Source organism: Nocardia sp. NPDC005746 (assembly GCF_040630785.1).
Taxonomy (GTDB): domain Bacteria; phylum Actinomycetota; class Actinomycetes; order Mycobacteriales; family Mycobacteriaceae; genus Nocardia.
The window spans coordinates 128,055-148,190 of the sequence record NZ_JBEXYE010000007.1 but is presented as its reverse complement, the minus strand read 5'-3'; the positions used below and the strand labels follow the sequence as shown (position 1 = coordinate 148,190).

Here is a 20,136-nt window from a genome sequence, read left to right as displayed (position 1 = left end):
CCGGGCCGATTGAGTCCTGGCATCGCGGTGGTAGTGCGTTATTGGTGGGGGAGTCGCGGACCGCGCCGCCGACTCCTCGGCAAGGCTCTCCAGGCCGACATCACCCTGCCGCAGTCAACGCCCTCCACGCCTTTCTGGAACGTGAGCGGACCTGCGGTGCGGCGTATTCGATCCGCCTCCGCGCCTCGGAGGCGCTGATCCGCAGCAGATCACTCAGTAGCTCCGCGGTGTCGCGGTAGCCGGTATCGGCGGCGAGGCCACGGCGCTCGGCCTCGGCGACGGCCGCGACCATGGCCGCACCCAGTCGACGCCGGTGGCGTTCGGTCTCGACGAGGGTGCGCAGCAAGTCGACATCGGCCAGTTCCGACCATCCCCGCGCCGGAGCACCCTGGGCCAGTGCAGTCGAAGGTGTCTTCACGCGAAGCAGGGTATCTCACCGTCGAACATATGTTCTAGTTTTCGTTGGGTTCGGGTACATCGTGTCCGGGCAGCGCTACGACAGAGTGCTGGTGATGCCTGTGCCGAAGTGTCTCGCCCAGCAGACCGGGGGATCGAGCGTCCGAGTCCAGGCTGTCGCGTTTATCCAAGACCGCGACTCGGCCGGCCTGGTTGCCTTGTCCGGTGCGCTCGACCGCCTGCAAATACTCGATTCTCACGGGCCGAGCTCGCCAACCGGCCGAATCCCGACACAGGAGACCCCTTGCCACCCAACCTGGCCTTGAAGGCAATGAACATCGCGCACCGCGGCTTGCTCCGGGCGAGCGGCGGGAAGTTGGGCAACTCCTTCAGTGGCATGCCGTCACTGGAATTGACCACGGTCGGACGGAAGTCGGGACGATCGCACACGGTGATGCTCACCGCCCCGCTGGTCGACGGCGACACGATCGTCGTGGTGGCGTCCCGCGGTGGTGGCCCGGCCCATCCGGCGTGGTATCTGAATCTGCGGGACCAGCCCGAGGTCGACGTGTCGTTCCGCAGCGGCCCCCGTCGACGTATGACCGCCCGGACGGCGACCGCGGAGGAACGGGCCGAGCTCTGGCCGAAGGTGATCGCGAGATATGACGGCTACGCCGCCTATCAGCAGCACACCACTCGCGAAATTCCGCTGGTCCTGCTGACCCCGCGCGACTGAACATCGCGACATATCTCGCTCCGCGAACCCTTGCTGCCTCCCGAATGGAGCGAGAGCTCGCGTGATCGCGGCTTCCACCTCATCGAGCGCATCTGGCGGCAGGCGGATCGTCACCCGGCGTCGTGCCGAAGGCCGCGCTACGAGATTACGGACCCATCTCCTCCCGTGTAGCAGCCAGGAGAAGGCGGGAGGATGCACGCGAGGAGATTGCTGAGGAACTGCAGGGCCGAGACCATCCCTGCCGAGCCGGTGGATGAGCCGGTCGCTGCGACCGGGGTGGCCGGAGTGTCGAGGCCGGGGAGTGGCGCGGCCACCGCCTGTCCGGCTCCGACGGTCAATGCCGTGGCAATGCCAACCGCCGCAATGAGAGTGCGCATGCAGGAAACCCTTCGATCGAGCGCGCGGCCGAACCGCTCGGCCCAGCGCCCCAGAGAGTTAATCAGTTCCATTTCAAAGTAGTTCGGGAAATCTGTGCACCCGAGTGCCCCGAATTCCATGGGCTCAGCCGATCCCGGGTTGGCCAAATCCCGATGTCCGAGCAGGTCCAGTTGCGGAAGATCGCTGCCCTGAGGGTTAATTGATGTTGAAGCATTCCGGTTCCGCCGAGTCGACGTGTCCAGTGGTCCGAGCGCAATCGAGCGCGCTGGGCGAGGTCGCCCGATGCTACGACAGCGAGGTTGTCATGACCGAGAAATCGAGTGCGCTGGCAACAGCCCTGGCGATTGCCTGCATCACCACCGCCGGTGCGGGCGCGGCCACAGCCGACCCGGCGCCTGCCCTCGGAACGGAGCAACGGACCGAAGCCATGGCCGGCTTCTCCGCCCTACCCTGCCTACCCTGGATCCTCCCGCCCGCCGTCAACGTCAGAGAGTTCCTGATCTGCCTCGCGTAAATCGCCCCTCGCTCCGACGACAAGCCGACCATCACACGACATCAGAGCGGGTCGGGAACCTCGAAGACCTGTTCCTGGGGCGGTCCGGCCAACAACTCGGTGCCCGCCGCAAAGGCTTGCTGCAGGTGCGGGCTGCTCAGATGTGACTCGAAAGCCGCACGGCTGTCCCAGGTTTCGATCACGACCCAGCTCCCAGGTCGCGTCGGGTGCTGGTAGGGCTGGTAACCCAAGCATCCGGGTTCGGCCAACGACGGTTCGATCAACGACAACGCCTGCGCCCGCACCAGATCTTCCTTACCGGGTCGAGCTTGCAGGGTGGATATCGCGGTGACAGTCATGGGCGTGGTCAACCCCGCACGATGGGAATCTCTTCCCACCGCTACGACGCCACGGTTTCCACCACCGCCCAACCGTTCTCGGTAGGCCGAGCGCGCCAGCTTCTACCAACGTATTGGTTCGCTCCACCGGATAAGCTCGCCCCGGTGATCGTCCGTCCCGTCGAAGGTATTCCCGATGGCTTGACCTCGCGAGCCCGATCGTATGTCAGCACACACGGCGTCAAAGTCGAGGTCCGGCCGGTGGAAGACCATCGGCAATGGTGGCTCGAGGGAGGCATTCCCGCAGATGTGATCGACCGGATGACGGCCTACCAGAAGAAGTGGGGCGGGCTGCATTTGCCACCCGCGCCGCAGTACGACGGCGGCCCGCGCTACTTCTATCCGGATTCGCCCGAATCAGACACTGCGGGATGGTGGTTCGAAGCCGGCCCGCAGCGAACCGCGGTGCCCTTCGCGTTCATGATCGGCCCGTCCGGCGAGTTCGGAATCCAAGCTGACAGGGCGGGGTGGGTGCCTTTGCACTCGACCGTCGAGGGCTGGGTGGAATCGCTCGCTTTGGCCGACCACGCGTCGATGTGGGCGCGGCAGATCACCAGGCTCGTCGGCGATGAGCTCGACGGTATCGACTTGGGCGACTATGAACCGGTGCGCGAGGTGATGGGCCTCGCGGACACCTGGTGGAGAGGCTCGGACTCACTGGTGGCGCTGTACACCGGGGAGGCCGAGGGCATGGATTTCCCCAGAGCACGTGTTGCGCTGATCTACTCGGGTCTCGATAAGTGGGGGCTGCACGGCGGCGTCAGAGCCGAGTAGCCGAGATCATTCGGGATGTGCCCGGTCGGTGCTCCCGATCGGCTGCACCCGCACGTGATCTCCAACGCGGCAAACCGCGGCAACTCGCGGGCGAAGTGTGCGATATTCAGCGGCGGGAAAGGAAGTCAGGAAGGGGCTGAGGCTGGATATCAGGCGAGATTGAATCGAGCACGAAGGCGACAACTTCATGACGATCTCCACCGCAGTATCTGGATCACGGCGGAGCGGAACGCCCGCGACCGGTCAGCAGCACGAGGAGGCGGCGGTCGGTCACGCCGACACACCACCCGCTACCGGCGCGGATGGTGAGCGGCTGCGTGAGTGCGCGGAGTTCTTCGCTCACCCTGAACTGGCGCACCTGCCCTCCGACCGGGTGACGACCGCATTGCGCGAGTTCCGGAGTACCGGCACCTACCGGCACACTGTCGACGAACTCGGCGTCGGCGCCCGGCTGGCTTGGCGCAACCACGATCGATGCGTCGGCCGAAAGCATTGGCGCGCACTGGAAGTCCTCGATGCGCGTAGCGCGCGCACCGCGGCCGACATCGCGCAGGCATGCTGGCAGCATCTGCGCCGCGCCACCAATGGCGGCGCGGTCCGCTGTTTCATCACCATCGGGCCGCCCGCCGATCCCGAAGGACGGGCGTTCCGAATTCTCAACGCCCAGCTCATCCGCTATGCGGGGTATCGAGTTCCCGGCGGCCTGCTCGGTGATCCCGCGAATGTCGAACTCACCGATCTCGCTATGGCCAAGGGATGGCGGCCTCGCAGCAAGGGCCGTTTCGATGTGCTCCCGCTGCTCATCCAGTCGCCCGATGGGCAAGTGCACTTGTTCCCGGTGCCCGCGGATCTCATCCTCGAGGTTCCGCTGACTCATCCCGACCACGCCTGGTTCGGCGACCTCGGCTTGAAGTGGCATGCGGTGCCCGCGGTGTCGAACATGGACCTGGAGATCGGCGGCATCAGCTATCCGTGTGCGCCGTTCAACGGCTGGTACGTCTCCTCGGAGATCGGTCGCAACCTCGGCGATTCCGACCGCTACGACATGCTTCCGAGGATCGCCGAGCACGCGCGAATGGACTGCTCGAGCGAGCGGACACTCTGGCGCGACCGCGCTCTGGTCGAGCTCAGTCGTGCAATCCTGCACAGCTACAAGCAGTCTCGCGTCCATCTGGTCGACCACCACACGGTCGCCAAGCAGTTCATCGACCACGTCGAGCGCGAGGCGGATGCGGGCCGAGCATGCCCGGCCGATTGGAGCTGGATCAATCCGCCGCTGTCGGCGAGTCTGACCCCGACCTTCCACCGGTACTACGATCCGCCGGACCCCGGGCTGCGGCCGGCCTTCGTGCGGCGAGCGCCGCTGGACGCGAATGCCCCGGCAGCAGGGTCCGGGTGCCCCTTCGCATCGGCCGAATCCGCAGCGACGGACGAGCGTTCGGATGAGGATCCGAAACGTTCGTGGGTGCGGAAGCTGGTGTCATTACGGCCCTGACGTCGGAGACGTACCTCCCGCTGTGGTGATCACCCGGAACGGTGACTCTCGCGCGGGAGAGTGGCTGGTCGTCTCGACTGGTGTCCGACCCGCGCTGGCCGGTTCGGTCAGCGCGGTATGCGCCATGCCCGGATGATCTCGAAGCCGAGACGAAGAATGCGGGCTGAGGTGCAGCCGTATTCCGTGCGACCGGACTGCGTACACCATTCGTTTCCTCGGATTCATCCGCCCACCGTCAGGCGAGGAGCTCCGCCTTCAGGCCCGGCTGGTCCCGCTCCTCCGCGAATTCCAGTGCGCGCCCGTACAATAGGTCGACGAAATACGCATACGGCGCATCGTCGGCTTCTACGGCCATCATGAACAGCGGCACCAGAAGATCGTTCGCGGATTCTTGCGACCACCTGTAGCCGATCGCCGGGCCGAACCCGTCGAGGATCGGCACCCCGTTCCCCGGCGAGTTGAACCAAACCCCCTCGATCCGCCGCACCATCCACTCACCGACATAGGTGATGAATTGCTCAGCGAGATAGCCGTTTTCGACTCCGTAACGCCCATCCTCGTCCAGCACAGCGACTTCGATCAGTGAAACGACCCAGTCGAACGCAGCGGCGCTGAACCGGTCGTCCAGGGCCGGACGACCATCGGTGCCCCGCACCGCTTCCAGTCTCGGCAACGTCTCGCCGAACAACGACTCGAGCCGGCCATCGATCGCGGCCTGGTCGCTCCACGCGAGCCACTCCGCGGACTGCTGCGCGTCATCGTCGAAGAATCCTGGATCCAAATCCCCGTCGGCCGGAGTAGCCCGCCTCGCCTCGCTCACCACGTTCCCTCGCATGCATGCTGTTGATGGTGAGTCGGACAATAGCCGATCTTGTTCTGCCGCAACGACCGAGCGGTTGCGGGTTCGGTCAAGCGAGCTTGCGAAGGCCGACGTCCGATGGTGAGCCCGGGACGACGCTGTAGGTGAAAAGCAGTTCACCGAGATTCCGATCAAGGATCTGCCGCTCTACAACCACGACTACTCGTTCACACTCAAGCCGTCCGCCGTCATCGGCGCCTCTCGGTGTATGAGCCCCGTGTCACGCCCCAAGCATCTATACGGAACCGTATATCACGGTCTAAGCTCAGCGTTATACGCTACCGTATAACGTCTGGAGGGGTCGCAATGGAGCAGGCCAGTGCACATCGGATGATCGAATGGGCGGGCCGCGTTCTCGCGGTCGTGGGTGGCGGGCACCTCACCGTCGGGCTGTTGATCAGTTCGGCCCATTTCGGGGACTGGTTTACGTTGCGGCTTTGGGGGCACTGGTGGGAGGACACCGGGCCGGCAAACGCCTTCTGGGCGAACCCAGCCGGTTTCGGCCTGCCGTTGTTGCTCGTCGGCTTACTCGTGGTGTGGATGGCCCGGCACGCCATAGTGCCGCCGATCTTCTTGGCCTGGACGGTGCTGGCCTGGGGCGCCCTGTGCGCTGTCATCGTCGAGCCGACCCCGGGCCCGGTGGTGGTGATCACGGCCGTCCTGCTCCTGCGCGGCATCCGCCGCGCAACCGAGCGTGTCGAACCACACCGGATCGTGCCGGTGTGAGGGGGCCGGATTCGCCAGCACGCATGACGCCAGCGACCGGTCGCCGCCACCGCCACCTCGTCAGGCACCCTCACCGTTCGTAAAACGATCGGTTGGTTTCCGTCCGAATGGTCTCTCCCGCGCAGATTTGCCGAGTTGGTGTTCCTGATGGTGTGCGCGGCCGCTCGCGGTCGTCGTCCTCACCGCCATCGCCGCGGCGTGCGCGGTGGAGGCTGAGGCATGGCTGTACCGCATGCAGGAGGTGGGGCTGTGACGGTTCTCGGCGACCCCTCCAGTGCCGACGGGTCTGCGCCATCGTGAAGAGGGCCGACTTGCCTCGAGGTAGGCGTTCAAGGTCAACGGCAGGCCACAGCCAACTACGCGGCGAACCACCGCCCCCTTGCCGCCTCGGCGTAAGGCGGCATCCGCGAGTAGGTCACGCGAACCCGGTGACGTCGTTCGGAAGACGATGACGGTGACCGGCTGGATCACGTGGTGCCCGCGTGTCCTGGTGAAATTCCCCGGTACCCGCAGCTCAGCCGCTATAGCGTCGTCGTGTGCCTGGAGAGTGGAAGACGGTGACCGCGTCGGCCAACGCAGACCTGCACCCGAGTCCTGGCTTCGATCGTGATTCGATGCGGGGCCGAAAGCTCTGGCTCGGCGTCGGGGCCCGCAAGATCGGCGTAAGCGGGTGGGCACGGACTGCTACGAACCCCACTATCGAGAGGCCGCGATGACTTTCGACACCCCCAACGGCACCACCGGCGCCCGCCAGCCCACGGCCGGACCTCTGATGCGATGGCTGAACCGCTTCGCCGCCAAACGAATCCGCAAGGGCGGCACCTTTTTCGGCGGCATGAACGCTCTCGTGCTGACCACCGTCGGCCGCAAAACCGGCACCGAACGCCGCACCCCCGTGGGCTGGTTTCCCGGCGAGGACGGCAGCTGGCTCATCGTCGCCTCCGCCGCAGGCGCACCGAAGAACCCTGCCTGGTATTACAACATCGCCGCCAACCCTGACAAGATCCGCATCGAACTGGCCGGGCGCACCCACGACGTCACCGCCGAACAGCTCCACGGCACGGACCATGACCGCGCGTGGCAGCAGATCACCACCGCCGCACCACGATTCGCTGAATACCAGCGCAAAACTGACCGGCAACTGCCCGTCATCCGTCTCACACCCCGGCACTGACACGCCAGGACCGGCGCACCCGCGATCCACATCCTCGAGGAGTGATCCCGCCATGGTTTTTACCGACGCCGAACTGCACTACCTGGCCAGCCAGCCCCTCGGACGGCTGGCCACCTCCCAACCCGACGGCACCTTGCAGGTCAGCCCTGTCGGATTCCACTACAACTCCCGCACCGGCACCATCGACATCGCTGGACACAGCATGGCCACCAGCCGCAAATTCCGCAACGTAGCCGACAACGGGCGCGTCGCCTTCGTCGTCGACGACCTGGCCTCGGTCACCCCCTGGCGGCCCCGGATGCTCGAAATCCGCGGCCACGCCGAAGCCCTCACCACCCCGACCGACTCCGTCTACGTCGACCCCAGCAGCGGCTTCGACGGCGCGATCATCCGCATCCACCCGCACCGGGTCATCAGCTTCGCTGTCAACGACCCCACCGGTGACGTTCAAAGCCTGAAAATCCACACCCGCGACGTCGGCTGACCCTGATCCGAATGTGACCCGGCAGTGGGTGTCCACGCCCCGCACGTGTGGTGACCAGATGGCCCCAGGACGACTGAGCTACACCGAGCATGCTCCCCCGCACGCGATCGGAGCTGTGGGTAGCGGCCCGGCCTGGTCGGGCGGCGGCGGTAACCCCTGCCTGTTATTCACCGCGGAGACTGCCGCCGCACGCCGTACCCCATGAGCTGCAGTACGACCCCGAGGGCCAACACGATCGGGCCCGTTGCCCGCCCGAATTTCGGCCGCTGCTGCGGCGACCCCGATCGTGGCGGAGTTGACCGGCAGGGATGAACACAGTGGTTCCAGCCGCGGCGGTCAGCCCGCCCCATCCGCATAGCTCACACACCACCGGATACTGCCACTGCTCCAGACCCATCAGGGCCTGCGCGAAGGTTCACCCTGACGAGCCGAAGTCAGGTAGTCAATCGTGATGGTTCGGGAGCGGTGTGGCCCGTGGGGAGGTTCCCGGTGAACATGAACTCCTCCAGGGCTGTCACGAGCCCGGTCCGGCTCCTGGTGGTCCAGGTGCCGAGAGGGGTGGGCTCGCGGGTGCTGCGTCCCTTTCGTCCGAATCCGGCGAGCCGGAGGAAGTCGACGCCGTAGGCCCCTTCGGGATCGCCCTCCGGCTCCCAGCGCGCGTCGAAGCAGAGCCCGTCGTGCACCCGGTGGCCGCTCACCAGCGCGGAGCCGTAGAACCACTCGATGGTCTCCGGTGAAGGGTCCACGGCGTAGAGGCTGTTGATGTCGATCCGCCAGCCGGGTGCCACGCGCAGGGGCTGCAGCCCTCGCCAGACCTCGCTCATGCCGTCCGCCATCCGTTCGCCCGTCCGGCGGCGCGTTTGCGGGCGTCCGCCGTGATCGTCCCGTCCACGGGGACCACCCTCGCATAGTAGGACGACTTCGGGCTCACTCACCCGCAGTCGTGGCGCGACCTCCGGTGCCATGACTTCCCGCTCGAACAGCTCGGCCGCCTGCGCATGCACCGCCGAACATGACGGACCTCCACCAGTCGGGGTTCCGGACTGGCAGGCACCGGAATGGGTCGACCTGAACCCTTACTCCGCTTCCGGAAAACGATGGCCTGCGCCTGCAGAGGACGCCACGGTCAACCGCATCACCGTCCGATTCGGGCCCGACCTGAGCAGCGGGGTTCCCTCCTTAGCCGGTCACACAGCTGAAAGCCTGGCGAGTGTGTTGGAACAGCATGAGCGGCAGTATGACCCCGGGGGCAGACACGATCGGGCACGTTCAGGTGACCACTGTGCTCGATACAGTGATCGAATGCTCAACTCCGCTAACGTGATCGACGTCCTGGACCCGATGTCGGGTCTCGTTCTTGCTGGCGAGGCTGGCGGGCGTCCGACGTTCGCGCTGTGGCGAGACGGTGCAGTGCGCCTTCTCGACGACAGACTCGCGGAGAACTCGCGGCGAGAGCTACCTCTGGACGATGACGTTCGCGTCCTTGCGGCGTCCGGCCTCGATCTGCTCATCCTCGCTTCCTCCGGCGGGCTCGTCATCGCCGGAGAGGAAGTGGTCACGGTGCCAGGACTACCCGCCGACGCGGCTGCGCTCCTGGGCGGTCTACTTGTCGTCGCCGTCCCGGACGGCGAGAGGCACCGGCTGCTCGCACTCGATTCCGCGACCGGGGCGATCCTCGACGACCAGGCGGTCGACGCCGCCGATGCTGGCGCCTTCCTGCATCGGCATCCTGCCGGAGACACGGCGATTCTCAAGCTCGCCATGGGGCAGGACGGCGTCCTCGCCTTCCGCGTCGATGTCGAGGGATCGCGCCTACATCTGACCGAGATACTCGCAGGAGATGATCCCGTGATCGCGGGCTTCAGTCCGTCGGGCGCGAGGCTGCTCGTCACCCCGTATCCGAGCGATCCGGAGACCGTACGGATGCTGTCGTGGCCGGATCTGCGGGAGATCTCACGGCTCGACGCGAGTGACGTCGACGCCGAGTACGGTTTCGGGCTCGCCGGATGCTGGATCGACGACGACCGGGTCGCCGTGCACGCGACCGAGGACGCATTGATCGTCACCGACGAGAACTTCGACTCGTCCGAACGCGTCGCACTGCCGATCGATCTCGGCGACGAGGGAGATATCGAGACCCTCACCCATCTGGGTTCGGGGAGCGTCGCCGTCGGTGCGTGGACGCCAGCCGGGCGGGTCACCCTCGTCGTGCGCCTCATCGAAGGAAAGGGCTGCGACTGACAACGCCTTTGTCCACGCGACGACGGCGTCGAGGACGACCGCGGTGTGGCGCCGATTCGGCTGTTCGGAAAACGATGGCCAGCGGCTACGAGATCGAGCCCGGCTCGGGCGGTAGGACGCGGTTGTGAGCGGTGAGCAGGATGTTGTCGAACGCGTTCACAGTGGCGGGCTCGGGTTGGGCGCGGCCGAGTTCGAGCAGGATCTGCTCGGCCAGGGCGCGCAGTTTGACGTTGGTGTCCTGCGAGCGCCAGGCCAATACCTTGAACGCCTGCTCGGCGCTGATGCGGTAGACGTACATCAACACCCCTTTGACCTGCTCGATCGCCGCGCGCTCTTCGATCATCTCCGGCATCCGCTCCTCGACCATGTGCTGTTCGGCCTCGGCCAGCCGGTCGGACAGATCGATGTAGAACCCGGACGTGCCGACAGGGCGGCCGGCCGCGTCGAAGATCCGGTCGGCGACCACCATGACCGCGTGCTCGCCACCGGCGGTGTCGAGGAAACGGTGACGGCTCGAGAACGGCTCACCGTGGCGGATCGAGCGGGTGATGGCCTCGGCGACGTGGTTGCGATCGTCGGGATGGTTGTGCTCGAGCACCAGCTCGGTGGTCGGTTCGACCTGGCCGGGGGTGTAGCCGTGCATGACGTACACCTCCGGCGACCATTCCCACCGGCCGGTGGTGAACCAGAACCGGAAGCTCCCGACCATCGGCCGGACCCCGGGGACCTGTACCCACTCCGGAACGTAGCCGTTGTTGTCCTGATCCCGTGATTCGCTCACGATCCGATTATTTCGCACGCCACCCAGACCGCGCCGCATCGATCTGATACACGTACCGCACCCCTGACCAGGCATTGAACCGGATCCGCCACGTGCTCCTGCCGCCATCCGGCGGGATGGACAAGGGTCTCGCCCCCAACGTCCTATAGGTACATGTGGGGCGAGACCCTCGTATCGGCTCAGCGGTCAGGGTTTGTGTGCTGCGCCGACACTTCAGCGCATACCAAGGGGTCGGTCTTCTGAACCGGTCGGTGCGCGATCGTGGCCGACAGATGATGGGGTCGTTACCGAAGCCGGTGGCTCAGGAGCCGAAGCTGCCGGTGGGGCTGTTGGCGCCGCAGCTGGTCTGAGCCGGGATCGGAGTACCGGGCGGGGCGGCCCCGACGGTGACCGTCAGTGTCTTCACGGAGGAGCTGTGCCTGACCTGCAGTGTGTGCGTGCCGGCGGTCGTCGGTGTCCAGTCCATCGCCTTGATGCCGGTGCCGTTCATCCCGATGAGGTCGTAGTGGACACATCGGCCGTTGTCGTAGAGGTAGATCCACGGGGGGGCCGCCGAGCAGGTTCGATGAACCGGCGCTTGTCGTGGCTCCCGACGTGTTCAGTAGATCGTCCACCACTTGGTAGGTGCTGCCCACCTGCACAGGCATCGGACTGCCTTGGATCGTCAAGCTCGGCGAGTCCGCCGCCGCAGCCGAGCCCACCGACCCGAGGACGGTCGCACCCGCGACCGCCAATCCACCTGCAGCCCAGCCGATTCGTCCCAGAATATGGCTCGATGCCATGTGCCCTCCCCAGGTGTTCGTAGCGCTCCCGCTGGACCCCGAATGATGCGGGAAGCCGGTCGGGCGCGGTGAATACTAGCCGTGCCGAATTCCGGAGTGGCCCGTTTCAGATCGGCGCGGGTGCCCCAACTTCCGGGGCGAAGGCCAGACCGAGATGGCCGCCGAACGCGACGCCGTGAGCGTCTGCCGCCCACTCCGCGGCGTTCGGAAAACGATGGCCGGGTGCACGCTGTGGGAGATCAGTTGCGCTCGGGGATCGAGACTTCCGCTGGTGAGAGGTCGAATCGCAGGCCACGCCACGATGGGTGGCGCAGGCCGGTGGTGGTGCGTTCGCGGTAGGCGACATCGCCGACGAGGTGTGGGGCGACCCAGTGCGCGGTGGCCGTGATCGAGCGCGGGATCTCCCCGGCGACCGGCGGCGCGGCAACCGCCAAGGCGTGCAGCTCGCGCTGCAGGGAGTGGCGGGTGAGGTCGCTGAATCCGGTGCCGACCGCGCCGAGCAGCGTCAGGTGCCCGTTCTCGTCGTGGGCGGCGACGAGCAGGGATCCGAATACCTCGGTGCTGGTGTGGCCCGGCCAGCCAGCCGACGACCACGACCTGGGCGGAGCGGCGCAGCGGGAGTTTGCGCCATGCCTGGGACCGCCCGGCCCGGTAGGTGCTGTCGACGCGCTTGCCGATCACGCCCTCGATGTCGTGTTCGGCGGCGACTTCCAGCATCCGCGAGACCGGGATATCGCGGTAGGACGGCGACAGCAGGACCGGGCCATGGGGCAGGCCCAGCTGTTCGAGGTGCTCGCGGCGCTGCAGGTAGGGCAGTGTGCGCAGGTCGCGGTTACCGAACCGCAGCAGGTCGAACACGTACAGGCATGCCGGCACGGTGCGGATCAGCGACCGGCTCGGCCGCGCGACGCCCAGGCGGCGCCCGATCCGGTCGAACCGCGGCACGCCACCACGGTCGGGGGCCACGAGCTCCCCGTCGAGGGTCATCTCCCGGCCCGCCGCCAGCGCCGTCAAGGCCTGGGCGATCTCAGGGAAGGCCGCGTTGAGGGAGTTGCCGTTGCGGCTGACCATGTGGCACACGCCGTCGGAAATCCATGCTAGGCAGCGGATTCCGTCGTACTTCCATTCGTAGGCGTACCGGGTGTCCTCGTCGGCGGGAACGGGCCCGGGCGTGGCGAACATCGGCGCCGGAAGGCGCACCATGACCAGCAGCGTACCCACTGAACAAACCGACAGGTCTCAATTGGTTGCCGTCCGAGGGGCCACCGCCAGACGCCTGGACCACCCGAATCCGGGGCGGCGCGCCGGCGGTGCTACACGTTGCCGCCGTCCGTGGGTACGTTGCAACCGGTAGGTGTGAATATGCACGCCAGGAAGGCGACGACGGGGGCGAGGAGACCGACCGACCCGCTGGAGGAACCGGTCTCCGCGACCGGGGCTGGCGCGTCGGCGAAGGTCGGCGGCGCGGCCACCGCCTGCCCGGCTCCGACGGTCAGCGCGGTGGCAATGCCGACTGCCGCAAGGAAAGTGCGCATGCAGGAGAACCCTTCGATCGAGCGCGGGCCCGAACCGCTCGGCCCCGTCGGCGAAGAGTTAATCATTTCCATTTCAAAACATCCGGCGGATTCGGTGCGCCGAGAGCCCCGAATTCCATGGGGTTGGGCGGCGATTTGTGTGGCGGTCGGGCTGTTCGGAAAACGATGGTCAGCAGCCCGCGTCAGGATGCAGTGTGTGCTGGTGCCCTTCGAGGGCCGAGACCCACAGGTTGGGGCCGCGGACCTCGTCGATGGTGTCGACCGTGATCAGGTGGTTAGGGCCGCAGACTTCGACCATGCGGTTCACGCAGCGTGGTCCGGTGACCACGCATCGAGCGCGGTAGTGCTCACGGGCGTGGTCATCGGCGTCGATGAGGGCTTCGATTCCGGAGACGCTGAGGAAGGTCACGCCCGACAGGTCCACCACGACCAGCCGACCGGTGGTGGCGATCGCGTCGGAGAGGTGTTCGCGCAGTACGTCGATGGTGGTGGCGTCGACCTCGCCGACGACGTTCAGGATCACGATCGACGGCGACGGCCTGCTGCGGGTAATGTGCAGCAGCATGCCTCGCGGGTTCGACACTCCAGCCGAACCACCCGTGTTGAGGAACTGATCCGACACCCAGCATCAGATCCCTTACCCGACCGCAGGGACACGACACCGCAAGTTACGGCCCTTGCCGGAAAGACGCAGGCAGGGCCGCTTTTTCAGCCGTGATCGTTGTACGCCCGCAAGCAGATCCCAACTCCCCGCCGCGGGCGTTCTCACCGCGTGGACCCCCGCCCGTCAGCGGATCTGCCGGAACCGGGCCGGGCGGGGGCGGGCAATCTCCACAGCGGTCACCGGGACGTGGCCCGACCCGATAACCGCTGAACATCGTAGGTGCACTCAGGCGTGTGGCAGGAGCACCACGCCCACGCGGTGCCTACAGGCACAGCTCGGTGTCCGGGAGGTCGCGGTCGGCGCGATGCGACAACTGCTGCGCGAAGGATTCCGTCCACGCAGCCGATTCCGATTCCTCGCTGGTTCGTTCTGCCGGCTGAATCGGCCGTCCGGGAGCGGCTCCACGCTGTTTGTCGGTCTTGGCGCGGGCCTGCAGCGCCATCAGGCGTACGCCCCAGGACACGTAGGCCTGCACGCTCATCCCCGCGCACTCGGCGGCATCGCCGAGCATCAGCAAGTCGTCCTCGCCGACCGTCACCACGATGTCCCTGCTCGCCATCCGATCCACGCTAGACCTCGAACGACAGGCCGCCATGCCTACCAGGTCGGGAAGGCGATCAGCCCGGTCCGGTCCGGGGCTGACAGCGGGCGGGACTGATAAGCCATCATCGCCAAAGCCATCGACATGAGTACTCCACCCGGACAAGGAAACCCGCCACACCGCAGCTGACACGGGCCGCTCCTACACCGTCTACCGGTCCGGCGCGCGTCAGAGCTTCGCGATCAGCAACCCCGCCAGTCCGATGATCAGTCCCAGCCAGTAGGTCCAGTGGTGCATGACTCGCCGTTGAAAAGTGAAAGCCTTATCTTCGAAGGTCGCCATCACGTTCTGGTCCCAGGCGACGTTGATGAACCGCCCCATGAAACGCGACGCGTGCAGTCCTGCGCCGAGATAGATGACCATCATCGTTGCAAGGCCGACCTGGAACGAGGGCTTGTCGGCGACGGCGAAGGTGCTGCCGAGAAGCCCGATCGCGGCGGGCGTGGCGAGGTACAGGCCGATATGGAACTTGATGTAGTCGTACATGAGTTTGGCTTGTTCACGGCGACTCGCATCGTCGACGCCCTCGGGCCATGCGCTGCCGTCGAGGAAAGTCCGTACCGACTGTCTCAGGTGTTGCATGGTTCGATGCCTCCCAGTCCAGTGGTCCTGAACGAGATACCTGCCCCCGACAGCCTAAGAGCAGCAGTCGATCCGGGATGCTGAACGAGCCCCGATTCGAGCCCGCGCCATGCGCCAGCCAGCACAGTCCGACAGCTGTTCGGAAACGATGGTCAGCCGACCATCCTCGCGTATTCGGCCGTTCTCATTCTTCGCGCCGCAGTAGTGAGGCAAGGATCCTCTGAGCTTCATCGCGGACACCGGGGTCGTCGTCTGATGTCAGCTTTCGCAGCTGCTTGATCAGTCGGTCGGCACCCTCAGCCGTCATCCAGTCCGGGTAGCAGTCAAGAGCAGCCTGGATCTCGTCCGCGGTCGAGGTCTCGGCGGCGTAGCTCCTGGCCAGCAGTACACAGCGCAGGCCAACGATGTCTTTGTGTGCAAGCAGGGCCACGGCAGTCTCTTGCGTGACTGCGGTGTCCTGGTCCAGGAGAAGACGATGGAGGACGTCCGCCACCTCGTCCACCCTGGCTGATATCGCGAGCCGCCGTCCAGCTGCGGCGCGAACCGACCAGGCCGGGGAATCGGCGTCCCTGATCGCGATGCTCTGCTCTGCCCCACCGGAAGACTTCATACGCCCAGCTTGCCAGCGGGCAGCCCGTGGGTTCCGCGAGCCGGTGTCGGCCACCGGCCGCGGGCGCCACCGCGGCCGGGCGCTCGACGGTGGGTGTGTCCAGCAGAGCGTGCAGACGGGCGATGAAGACGTCGATGCTGCCGTAGCGCGCGAGGACCTGTGCGAGCAGTTGGTGCGCGGTCGATCCCTGTCGGAGGTTAGGTTTGTGGCGACGCGGGTGTTCGGTAAGCGGACCGTGTGGGGCGCGGCCGTGCGGATCCGGTGCACAGCCCGCCATCGGCTCAAGGCCGGCCGTGGAGTTCGCTAGAGCCAGCTGGCCATGAGCCTCAGTCGGTTCTGGAGACGGTTGCCCGACCGCGGGCGATATCAGCAGATCCCCGGCATCTCGCCGTCGAGCAGAACCTGGATGAAGCACTGGATGTTCGAGCTGCCCATGGTCGGAGCGGGAGCCGGGTCCGCGCTCGCCGCCGCGCTCATCATGGCAGATGATTGATCCGTCACCGGCCAACCCGGCTCCGCTGGACCCGGTATTGCCAGACCCGATCGGGAACGCCGCACCCGGAACCGCTGTCGGAATGAATGGGATGGCGCGGCATCAGCGCACGACCGAGTAACGCACGCAGGCGAATTCGCCGTTGTGGGCGACTTCCGTGGCCTTCAGTTCGAGACGGCGGGGAAGCAGGGGTGCGCCCGCGCCCAGCGTGACGGGGGCGATGGAGACGATGATTTCGTCCAGCAGCCCGTGATCGGCGAATTGGCCGACCAACTCGCCGCCGCCCATCAGCCAGAGGTCTTTGCCATCAGCGGCCACGGCCATCTCCTTGTGCACGACCTCCACCGGCTTCGAGGTCAACCGGACGTCGCGGCCGTCGTCGAAGGCCGGGAACTCGCGATGGGTGAACACCCAGGTCGGCATGTTGTAAGGCCAGGGCTCGGTGGAATTCTCATTGATCCATTGATAGGTGCTGGCGCCCATGGCGATCGCGCCCGCACCAGCCGCGAACCGGTTCAGTCCCAGCGGGCCGTCCCAGTCGACCTGCCGAGACAGCAGCCAATCCAGGTTGTGGTCGGGGGTCGCCAGGAATCCGTCCAAGCTGGTAGCGGTGTGGTAGACAGTCTTGAAGGTCATGTCATCCTCTCTGGTGTAGCCATTCGATGGGATCGCCGTCTCCGATTTCGGTTCCGGCGATGGATAACTCGGTTCGCAGCCAATGCCGTACGAGATACCTGCGGTGGGTGGAGTAGCTGAGGATGTGGGCGATCACGCTGCCGATGACGAAGCTCTGCGGCGGCTCGCACAGTGCATCGATCAGGGTGTCGCCCCAGCCGCCACGCTGGGTGAGATCGCGGATGGTATCCAGCCACCGAACCGCTACGCGCTCGTGGCGTTTCACCAATTCCGGGAGGGCGTCGTCGGCGGCCGTCGGGATATCCTCGCCGTCGATCGCGGCCAGCCACACCTCCTTCGATTCGATGAGATGGGCGAGCACGGTGGCAATGGATTCTTCGGGCCCCCGGAACGATTCCACTAGCAGGCCCGGAATTCGCACCTGCCGGTACTGCGATTCGTCGAGTTGCGCTGCCATGCCGAAGAGTTCGCGGGTGTCCTCGATATCGTGATGGATCAGCAGGGTCGTGGGATCCAGCACGGCCTGTTCTTTCGGCGCGCTCGTCACCCACAGCGACATGGGCGGGTGAAAGTGGATGCCATTGCTCGTGGGCAACCACCGTCGGCGCTCGTCCGCGGGAGTCAGGCTCGGCGGATGCCCGAACGCGGCGCTGAACGCGCGGCTGAAACCCTCCACCGAGTCGTACCCGGCCGCGAACGCAACGTCGGTCACCGACTTACCCGTCGACAGCTCCCACACCGCCCGCTCCAGCAGCACCCGCCGCTTCAGCGCCACCGGCGGCTCGCCGGTACCACGCGAGAACTGCCGGGTGAAATGGAACGGCGAAACGAAGGCATCAGCCGCCATCGCACCGAGCGTGGTGTTGTTCTCGTCCAGCACCGCGTCGAGCAGTTCGCGTAGTCGATCTCGTCCGGTCTTGGCCACACGACGAGTCTGCCAACGCGGCCCCGAAACCCGCTTGACCGATCTTGCTCAGCCTCCGACTCCACCTCGGCGTACGGGTTCAGGCCGTACTCACACTGCAAAATGACGCATCCCGCCAGCGACGGATCAGCAGGGCCAGTTGACCTTCGCCTGCCTACTGCTGGTGGCTGGATGACAGTCGGTGTTCGAGGTCCGAGAGATCGACGGCGACCACGCCGTCGTCGAATCCGCCGAGGCTGATGCCCCGGCCGCTACCCGTTCCCACGCGGCCGGCCAACCTGGTGCCCACCGCCAACTCCTCGACGCCGACATCTACAGTCGCACCGCCGATTTCACCACCATCCCCGATCGGATCCGCCGGCGCTGGCGCGCCACCGCGGACGACCTGCTCCCGCGCGCCTACCTGCGCTATCAGTGCGTCGCGATCGTGCCCGCGGCGCACGAGCCCCAGGTCTGGTAGCCCAGATACGCCGCCTCCCACCTCGATTCGTGTGACTGGCAGCGGTAGATGATGGCGGTGCCCCCCAGCCTCAGGTGGCGCGTGTCCTACAGGTCGATGGTCTCTTCGATGATGTTGGTGCCCAGTTCTTCGGGGAACAGCGGGTTCCGGTCGGCTGCCGCGCCGAGGATGAGGCCGTCGAAGTCTCTGTTCTCGTAGTCGAAGCCCTCCGCCGTGTCGCCCGGGCCCGCGACCTGGAGTCTGCGGGGTCGAACCGGCCAGGAACCGACGCTGTTGAGCGCGGCGGCCTCTGCGGGGGTCGGGGCAGGGCTGGCGTAGGACACGAACTCCCAGGTCCGGTGGTCGATGAGGTCGCACTCGCACCAGGCCAGGGTGTAGCGCAGCTGCAAGGCACCGCGCCCGATCCCGCACACCGTGCGCGGATTCAAGCCCGAGCGCTCACCGTTCACGCGGAGCAAGACCTCCAGCACGCTGTTGTGGGCGTCGCCGTCGAGGGTCTCGCATGTGCCCAGCGACACCAGGATCAAATCGGCGCCGGCGGCGCGTAGCGCTGCCCGGAACGAGTACCCCGGGCTGTCGAGTTGCCGCGCGAAGGCGCCGGGATCGGCGGCGGTGATGTCGGAGTCGCCGACCAGAATGAACGGTGCGCTCAGACCGCTGTCCAGGGCGGGAAACACCGCTGCGCTGCCGAGCATGAGAGGCCAGGTACTGGCCGGTGCCACAGACGTCATCGTCGAACTCCTCACGTGGTCGAAAAGATCCGGAGAAGAACCGAACTTGCAGCAGACACCCGCAGCGCGACGCCGTGCGAAATGCGCACATCACATGCGGGGCGCAGCCCATGCTACCTGCAGCTACCTGCGCCGATGGCTCCCGGACACGCCTGGCCACCCGGCCCAGTAGAGGAACCCGACGTCAGGTTTGTCACGTTCACCAACGAAAACCGTGGCGGGGCAGCGGCTCATCGCGCTCAGGGAGCGGATCCGCAGCCGTGCCGGCATGTCCTCGATCCGGCAGACCCGGTCCATGGCCCCGCCCGGCCTCCGGGAGAAGAACCGGGCGGGTGGTCATGCATTCCCACAGATGGCCACCGAAGGGGAGGTGGCCGAGAAATATCGTAGGCGCGGGCGGCCCGATCAGGCCCTCTCACCACGCCGCCGCCGAGGGTGGTGGCCCGCCTCGAACCGGATTGGGACAATGATGTCCGATGAACGAGGGTCTCGCCCCAGCGTCGCTGTAGTGCACGTAGGGCGAGACCCTCGTATCGGCTCAGCGGTCAGGGTTGTTGTGTGCTGCGCCGACACTTCAGCGCATACCAATGGGTCGGTCTTCTCAACCGGTCGGTGCGTGATCGTGGCCGACAGATGATGAGGTCGTTACCGGCTCTCCGGAACCCCGAGATACCGACGAATGACCCTGAACGAACGGGCCGCGCGGATCGCACGGTTGTGTTCGCATGGTTGCGTTGCAGTGATGTCGACACCGAAGCCGCGGTGAACTCATGCCCATGCTCGCGTTCGGCAAACAATGGTCTTGGGCGAATTCAGTTGGTCTCGGGGATGGTGATGTCTTCGGGTGCGCGGTCGAATCGCAGTCCGCGCCAGGATGGATGGCGCAGGCCGGTGGCGGTGCGTTCGCGGTAGGCGGTATCGCCGACCAGCCGCGACGTGACCCAGTGCGCGGTGACCGCGATCGACGACGGCACCGTGCCGGCGACCGGCGGCGTCGCGGTGGACAGTGCCAGCAGCTCGAGGAGCAGGGAGCGGCGGGCGGCGTCGGTGAACCCGGTCCTGACCGCGCCGAGGAGCACCAGCTGCCCGTCTTGGTCGTGGGCGGCGATGAGCAGGGATCCGAACACCTCGCCGCCGGCGTGGCCGGGCAGCCAGCCGACGACGACCGCTTCGGTCGCGCGC

Annotated in this window: 25 protein-coding genes and 1 pseudogene; 10 read left to right on the top strand and 16 right to left on the bottom strand. The window is 66.4% G+C overall.

From position 1 onward, the window contains the following. Positions 1-100 precede the first annotated feature (100 nt). Positions 101-418: a DUF222 domain-containing protein gene (locus ABZ412_RS15830; RefSeq protein ID WP_357281251.1), complete on the bottom strand. Its 318-nt coding sequence runs from the start codon at positions 416-418 to the stop codon at positions 101-103. 282 nt (positions 419-700) lie between these two features. Here ABZ412_RS15830 and ABZ412_RS15825 point away from each other — a divergent pair, with 282 nt between their 5' ends. Continuing rightward, positions 701-1,132 carry a nitroreductase/quinone reductase family protein gene (locus ABZ412_RS15825; RefSeq protein ID WP_357281249.1) on the top strand — a complete coding sequence of 144 codons (432 nt, stop codon included), beginning with the start codon at positions 701-703 and terminating at the stop codon, positions 1,130-1,132. Between the two features lie 682 nt (positions 1,133-1,814). Further along, entirely contained in the window at positions 1,815-2,024 is a 210-nt protein-coding gene (locus tag ABZ412_RS15820) for a hypothetical protein (RefSeq protein ID WP_357281246.1), read from the top strand. Positions 2,025-2,065: 41 nt separating this feature from the next. On the opposite strand, the gene ABZ412_RS15815 is transcribed toward ABZ412_RS15820, so the two are convergent. Beyond that, entirely contained in the window at positions 2,066-2,374 is a 309-nt protein-coding gene (locus ABZ412_RS15815; RefSeq protein ID WP_357281244.1) for a putative quinol monooxygenase, read from the bottom strand. Positions 2,375-2,506: 132 nt separating this feature from the next. On the opposite strand from ABZ412_RS15815, the gene ABZ412_RS15810 reads away from it, so the two are divergent. Both ABZ412_RS15810 and ABZ412_RS15805 read left to right on the top strand, forming a co-directional pair. Next, complete coding sequence (locus tag ABZ412_RS15810) at positions 2,507-3,175, top strand: hypothetical protein (RefSeq protein ID WP_357281241.1); 669 nt, start codon at positions 2,507-2,509, stop codon at positions 3,173-3,175. 187 nt (positions 3,176-3,362) lie between these two features. After that, the gene (locus tag ABZ412_RS15805; protein ID WP_357281239.1) at positions 3,363-4,670 is read left to right on the top strand and encodes a nitric oxide synthase oxygenase; all 1,308 of its coding nucleotides are present in this window, start codon (positions 3,363-3,365) and stop codon (positions 4,668-4,670) included. A 235-nt stretch (positions 4,671-4,905) separates the two neighbouring features. Here ABZ412_RS15805 and ABZ412_RS15800 read toward each other — a convergent pair whose 3' ends face one another. Further along, the gene (locus ABZ412_RS15800) at positions 4,906-5,490 is read right to left on the bottom strand and encodes a hypothetical protein (protein ID WP_357281236.1); all 585 of its coding nucleotides are present in this window, start codon (positions 5,488-5,490) and stop codon (positions 4,906-4,908) included. A gap of 345 nt (positions 5,491-5,835) precedes the next feature. On the opposite strand from ABZ412_RS15800, the gene ABZ412_RS15795 reads away from it, so the two are divergent. From ABZ412_RS15795 to ABZ412_RS15785, 3 genes are all read left to right on the top strand, one after another. After that, entirely contained in the window at positions 5,836-6,255 is a 420-nt protein-coding gene (locus tag ABZ412_RS15795) for a DUF6463 family protein (RefSeq protein ID WP_357281233.1), read from the top strand. 712 nt (positions 6,256-6,967) lie between these two features. Continuing rightward, positions 6,968-7,429 carry a nitroreductase/quinone reductase family protein gene (locus tag ABZ412_RS15790; RefSeq protein WP_357281231.1) on the top strand — a complete coding sequence of 154 codons (462 nt, stop codon included), beginning with the start codon at positions 6,968-6,970 and terminating at the stop codon, positions 7,427-7,429. A 52-nt stretch (positions 7,430-7,481) separates the two neighbouring features. Then, entirely contained in the window at positions 7,482-7,913 is a 432-nt protein-coding gene (locus ABZ412_RS15785; protein WP_357281229.1) for a PPOX class F420-dependent oxidoreductase, read from the top strand. A gap of 434 nt (positions 7,914-8,347) precedes the next feature. Here ABZ412_RS15785 and ABZ412_RS15780 read toward each other — a convergent pair whose 3' ends face one another. After that, entirely contained in the window at positions 8,348-8,737 is a 390-nt protein-coding gene (locus ABZ412_RS15780) for a hypothetical protein (protein ID WP_357281227.1), read from the bottom strand. Positions 8,738-9,215: 478 nt separating this feature from the next. On the opposite strand from ABZ412_RS15780, the gene ABZ412_RS15775 reads away from it, so the two are divergent. Then, positions 9,216-10,154 carry a hypothetical protein gene (locus ABZ412_RS15775; RefSeq protein WP_357281225.1) on the top strand — a complete coding sequence of 313 codons (939 nt, stop codon included), beginning with the start codon at positions 9,216-9,218 and terminating at the stop codon, positions 10,152-10,154. Positions 10,155-10,239: 85 nt separating this feature from the next. On the opposite strand, the gene ABZ412_RS15770 is transcribed toward ABZ412_RS15775, so the two are convergent. The 8 genes and pseudogenes from ABZ412_RS15770 to ABZ412_RS15735 all read right to left on the bottom strand — a co-directional run bounded on the left by ABZ412_RS15770 (position 10,240) and on the right by ABZ412_RS15735 (position 15,709). Then, positions 10,240-10,935 carry a PAS and ANTAR domain-containing protein gene (locus ABZ412_RS15770; RefSeq protein ID WP_357281223.1) on the bottom strand — a complete coding sequence of 232 codons (696 nt, stop codon included), beginning with the start codon at positions 10,933-10,935 and terminating at the stop codon, positions 10,240-10,242. Between the two features lie 1,021 nt (positions 10,936-11,956). Continuing rightward, on the bottom strand, positions 11,957-12,220 hold the full coding sequence (locus tag ABZ412_RS15765) for a hypothetical protein (RefSeq protein ID WP_357281633.1): 264 nt from the start codon (positions 12,218-12,220) through the stop codon (positions 11,957-11,959). Positions 12,221-12,347: 127 nt separating this feature from the next. After that, positions 12,348-12,899, bottom strand: a pseudogene (locus tag ABZ412_RS15760) (RNA ligase family protein); the annotation flags it as partial. A gap of 131 nt (positions 12,900-13,030) precedes the next feature. Continuing rightward, positions 13,031-13,252 carry a hypothetical protein gene (locus ABZ412_RS15755; protein ID WP_357281222.1) on the bottom strand — a complete coding sequence of 74 codons (222 nt, stop codon included), beginning with the start codon at positions 13,250-13,252 and terminating at the stop codon, positions 13,031-13,033. Between the two features lie 169 nt (positions 13,253-13,421). Continuing rightward, the gene (locus ABZ412_RS15750) at positions 13,422-13,835 is read right to left on the bottom strand and encodes an STAS domain-containing protein (RefSeq protein WP_357281220.1); all 414 of its coding nucleotides are present in this window, start codon (positions 13,833-13,835) and stop codon (positions 13,422-13,424) included. Between the two features lie 343 nt (positions 13,836-14,178). Beyond that, positions 14,179-14,475, bottom strand: a complete 297-nt coding sequence (locus ABZ412_RS15745; RefSeq protein ID WP_357281218.1) for a hypothetical protein — start codon at positions 14,473-14,475, stop codon at positions 14,179-14,181. A 210-nt stretch (positions 14,476-14,685) separates the two neighbouring features. Next, positions 14,686-15,099 carry a hypothetical protein gene (locus ABZ412_RS15740; protein ID WP_357281216.1) on the bottom strand — a complete coding sequence of 138 codons (414 nt, stop codon included), beginning with the start codon at positions 15,097-15,099 and terminating at the stop codon, positions 14,686-14,688. A gap of 184 nt (positions 15,100-15,283) precedes the next feature. Continuing rightward, complete coding sequence (locus ABZ412_RS15735) at positions 15,284-15,709, bottom strand: hypothetical protein (RefSeq protein WP_357281214.1); 426 nt, start codon at positions 15,707-15,709, stop codon at positions 15,284-15,286. Between the two features lie 319 nt (positions 15,710-16,028). Between ABZ412_RS15735 and ABZ412_RS15730 the strand changes: the two genes are divergently transcribed. Beyond that, positions 16,029-16,202 carry a hypothetical protein gene (locus tag ABZ412_RS15730; protein ID WP_357281212.1) on the top strand — a complete coding sequence of 58 codons (174 nt, stop codon included), beginning with the start codon at positions 16,029-16,031 and terminating at the stop codon, positions 16,200-16,202. 102 nt (positions 16,203-16,304) lie between these two features. On the opposite strand, the gene ABZ412_RS15725 is transcribed toward ABZ412_RS15730, so the two are convergent. Next, the gene (locus ABZ412_RS15725) at positions 16,305-16,838 is read right to left on the bottom strand and encodes a dihydrofolate reductase family protein (protein ID WP_357281210.1); all 534 of its coding nucleotides are present in this window, start codon (positions 16,836-16,838) and stop codon (positions 16,305-16,307) included. Between the two features lies 1 nt (position 16,839). Next, a complete protein-coding gene (locus tag ABZ412_RS15720) occupies positions 16,840-17,763 on the bottom strand; it encodes a helix-turn-helix domain-containing protein (RefSeq protein WP_357281208.1) in 924 nt (307 codons plus the stop codon). Between the two features lie 181 nt (positions 17,764-17,944). Between ABZ412_RS15720 and ABZ412_RS15715 the strand changes: the two genes are divergently transcribed. Beyond that, positions 17,945-18,223 carry a hypothetical protein gene (locus tag ABZ412_RS15715; protein WP_357281206.1) on the top strand — a complete coding sequence of 93 codons (279 nt, stop codon included), beginning with the start codon at positions 17,945-17,947 and terminating at the stop codon, positions 18,221-18,223. An 86-nt stretch (positions 18,224-18,309) separates the two neighbouring features. Here ABZ412_RS15715 and ABZ412_RS15710 read toward each other — a convergent pair whose 3' ends face one another. Both ABZ412_RS15710 and ABZ412_RS15705 read right to left on the bottom strand, forming a co-directional pair. Then, a complete protein-coding gene (locus tag ABZ412_RS15710; RefSeq protein ID WP_357281204.1) occupies positions 18,310-18,954 on the bottom strand; it encodes a hypothetical protein in 645 nt (214 codons plus the stop codon). An 812-nt stretch (positions 18,955-19,766) separates the two neighbouring features. Next, positions 19,767-20,081 carry a hypothetical protein gene (locus ABZ412_RS15705; RefSeq protein WP_357281202.1) on the bottom strand — a complete coding sequence of 105 codons (315 nt, stop codon included), beginning with the start codon at positions 20,079-20,081 and terminating at the stop codon, positions 19,767-19,769. Between the last annotated feature and the right edge of the window lie 55 nt (positions 20,082-20,136).

What these genes read in the sequence shown, in the direction of transcription:
- ABZ412_RS15785 (WP_357281229.1), top strand. Translation starts at nt 7,482, where the DNA reads ATGGTTTTTACCGACGCCGAACTGCACTACCTGGCCAGCCAGCCCCTC.
- ABZ412_RS15735 (WP_357281214.1), bottom strand. Translation starts at nt 15,709, where the DNA reads ATGAAGTCTTCCGGTGGGGCAGAGCAGAGCATCGCGATCAGGGACGCC.
- ABZ412_RS15740 (WP_357281216.1), bottom strand. Translation starts at nt 15,099, where the DNA reads ATGCAACACCTGAGACAGTCGGTACGGACTTTCCTCGACGGCAGCGCA.
- ABZ412_RS15775 (WP_357281225.1), top strand. Translation starts at nt 9,216, where the DNA reads ATGCTCAACTCCGCTAACGTGATCGACGTCCTGGACCCGATGTCGGGT.
- ABZ412_RS15745 (WP_357281218.1), bottom strand. Translation starts at nt 14,475, where the DNA reads ATGGCGAGCAGGGACATCGTGGTGACGGTCGGCGAGGACGACTTGCTG.
- ABZ412_RS15795 (WP_357281233.1), top strand. Translation starts at nt 5,836, where the DNA reads ATGGAGCAGGCCAGTGCACATCGGATGATCGAATGGGCGGGCCGCGTT.
- ABZ412_RS15710 (WP_357281204.1), bottom strand. Translation starts at nt 18,954, where the DNA reads ATGACGTCTGTGGCACCGGCCAGTACCTGGCCTCTCATGCTCGGCAGC.
- ABZ412_RS15755 (WP_357281222.1), bottom strand. Translation starts at nt 13,252, where the DNA reads ATGCGCACTTTCCTTGCGGCAGTCGGCATTGCCACCGCGCTGACCGTC.
- ABZ412_RS15805 (WP_357281239.1), top strand. Translation starts at nt 3,363, where the DNA reads ATGACGATCTCCACCGCAGTATCTGGATCACGGCGGAGCGGAACGCCC.
- ABZ412_RS15790 (WP_357281231.1), top strand. Translation starts at nt 6,968, where the DNA reads ATGACTTTCGACACCCCCAACGGCACCACCGGCGCCCGCCAGCCCACG.
- ABZ412_RS15725 (WP_357281210.1), bottom strand. Translation starts at nt 16,838, where the DNA reads ATGACCTTCAAGACTGTCTACCACACCGCTACCAGCTTGGACGGATTC.
- ABZ412_RS15820 (WP_357281246.1), top strand. Translation starts at nt 1,815, where the DNA reads ATGACCGAGAAATCGAGTGCGCTGGCAACAGCCCTGGCGATTGCCTGC.
- ABZ412_RS15780 (WP_357281227.1), bottom strand. Translation starts at nt 8,737, where the DNA reads ATGAGCGAGGTCTGGCGAGGGCTGCAGCCCCTGCGCGTGGCACCCGGC.
- ABZ412_RS15730 (WP_357281212.1), top strand. Translation starts at nt 16,029, where the DNA reads ATGAGCCTCAGTCGGTTCTGGAGACGGTTGCCCGACCGCGGGCGATAT.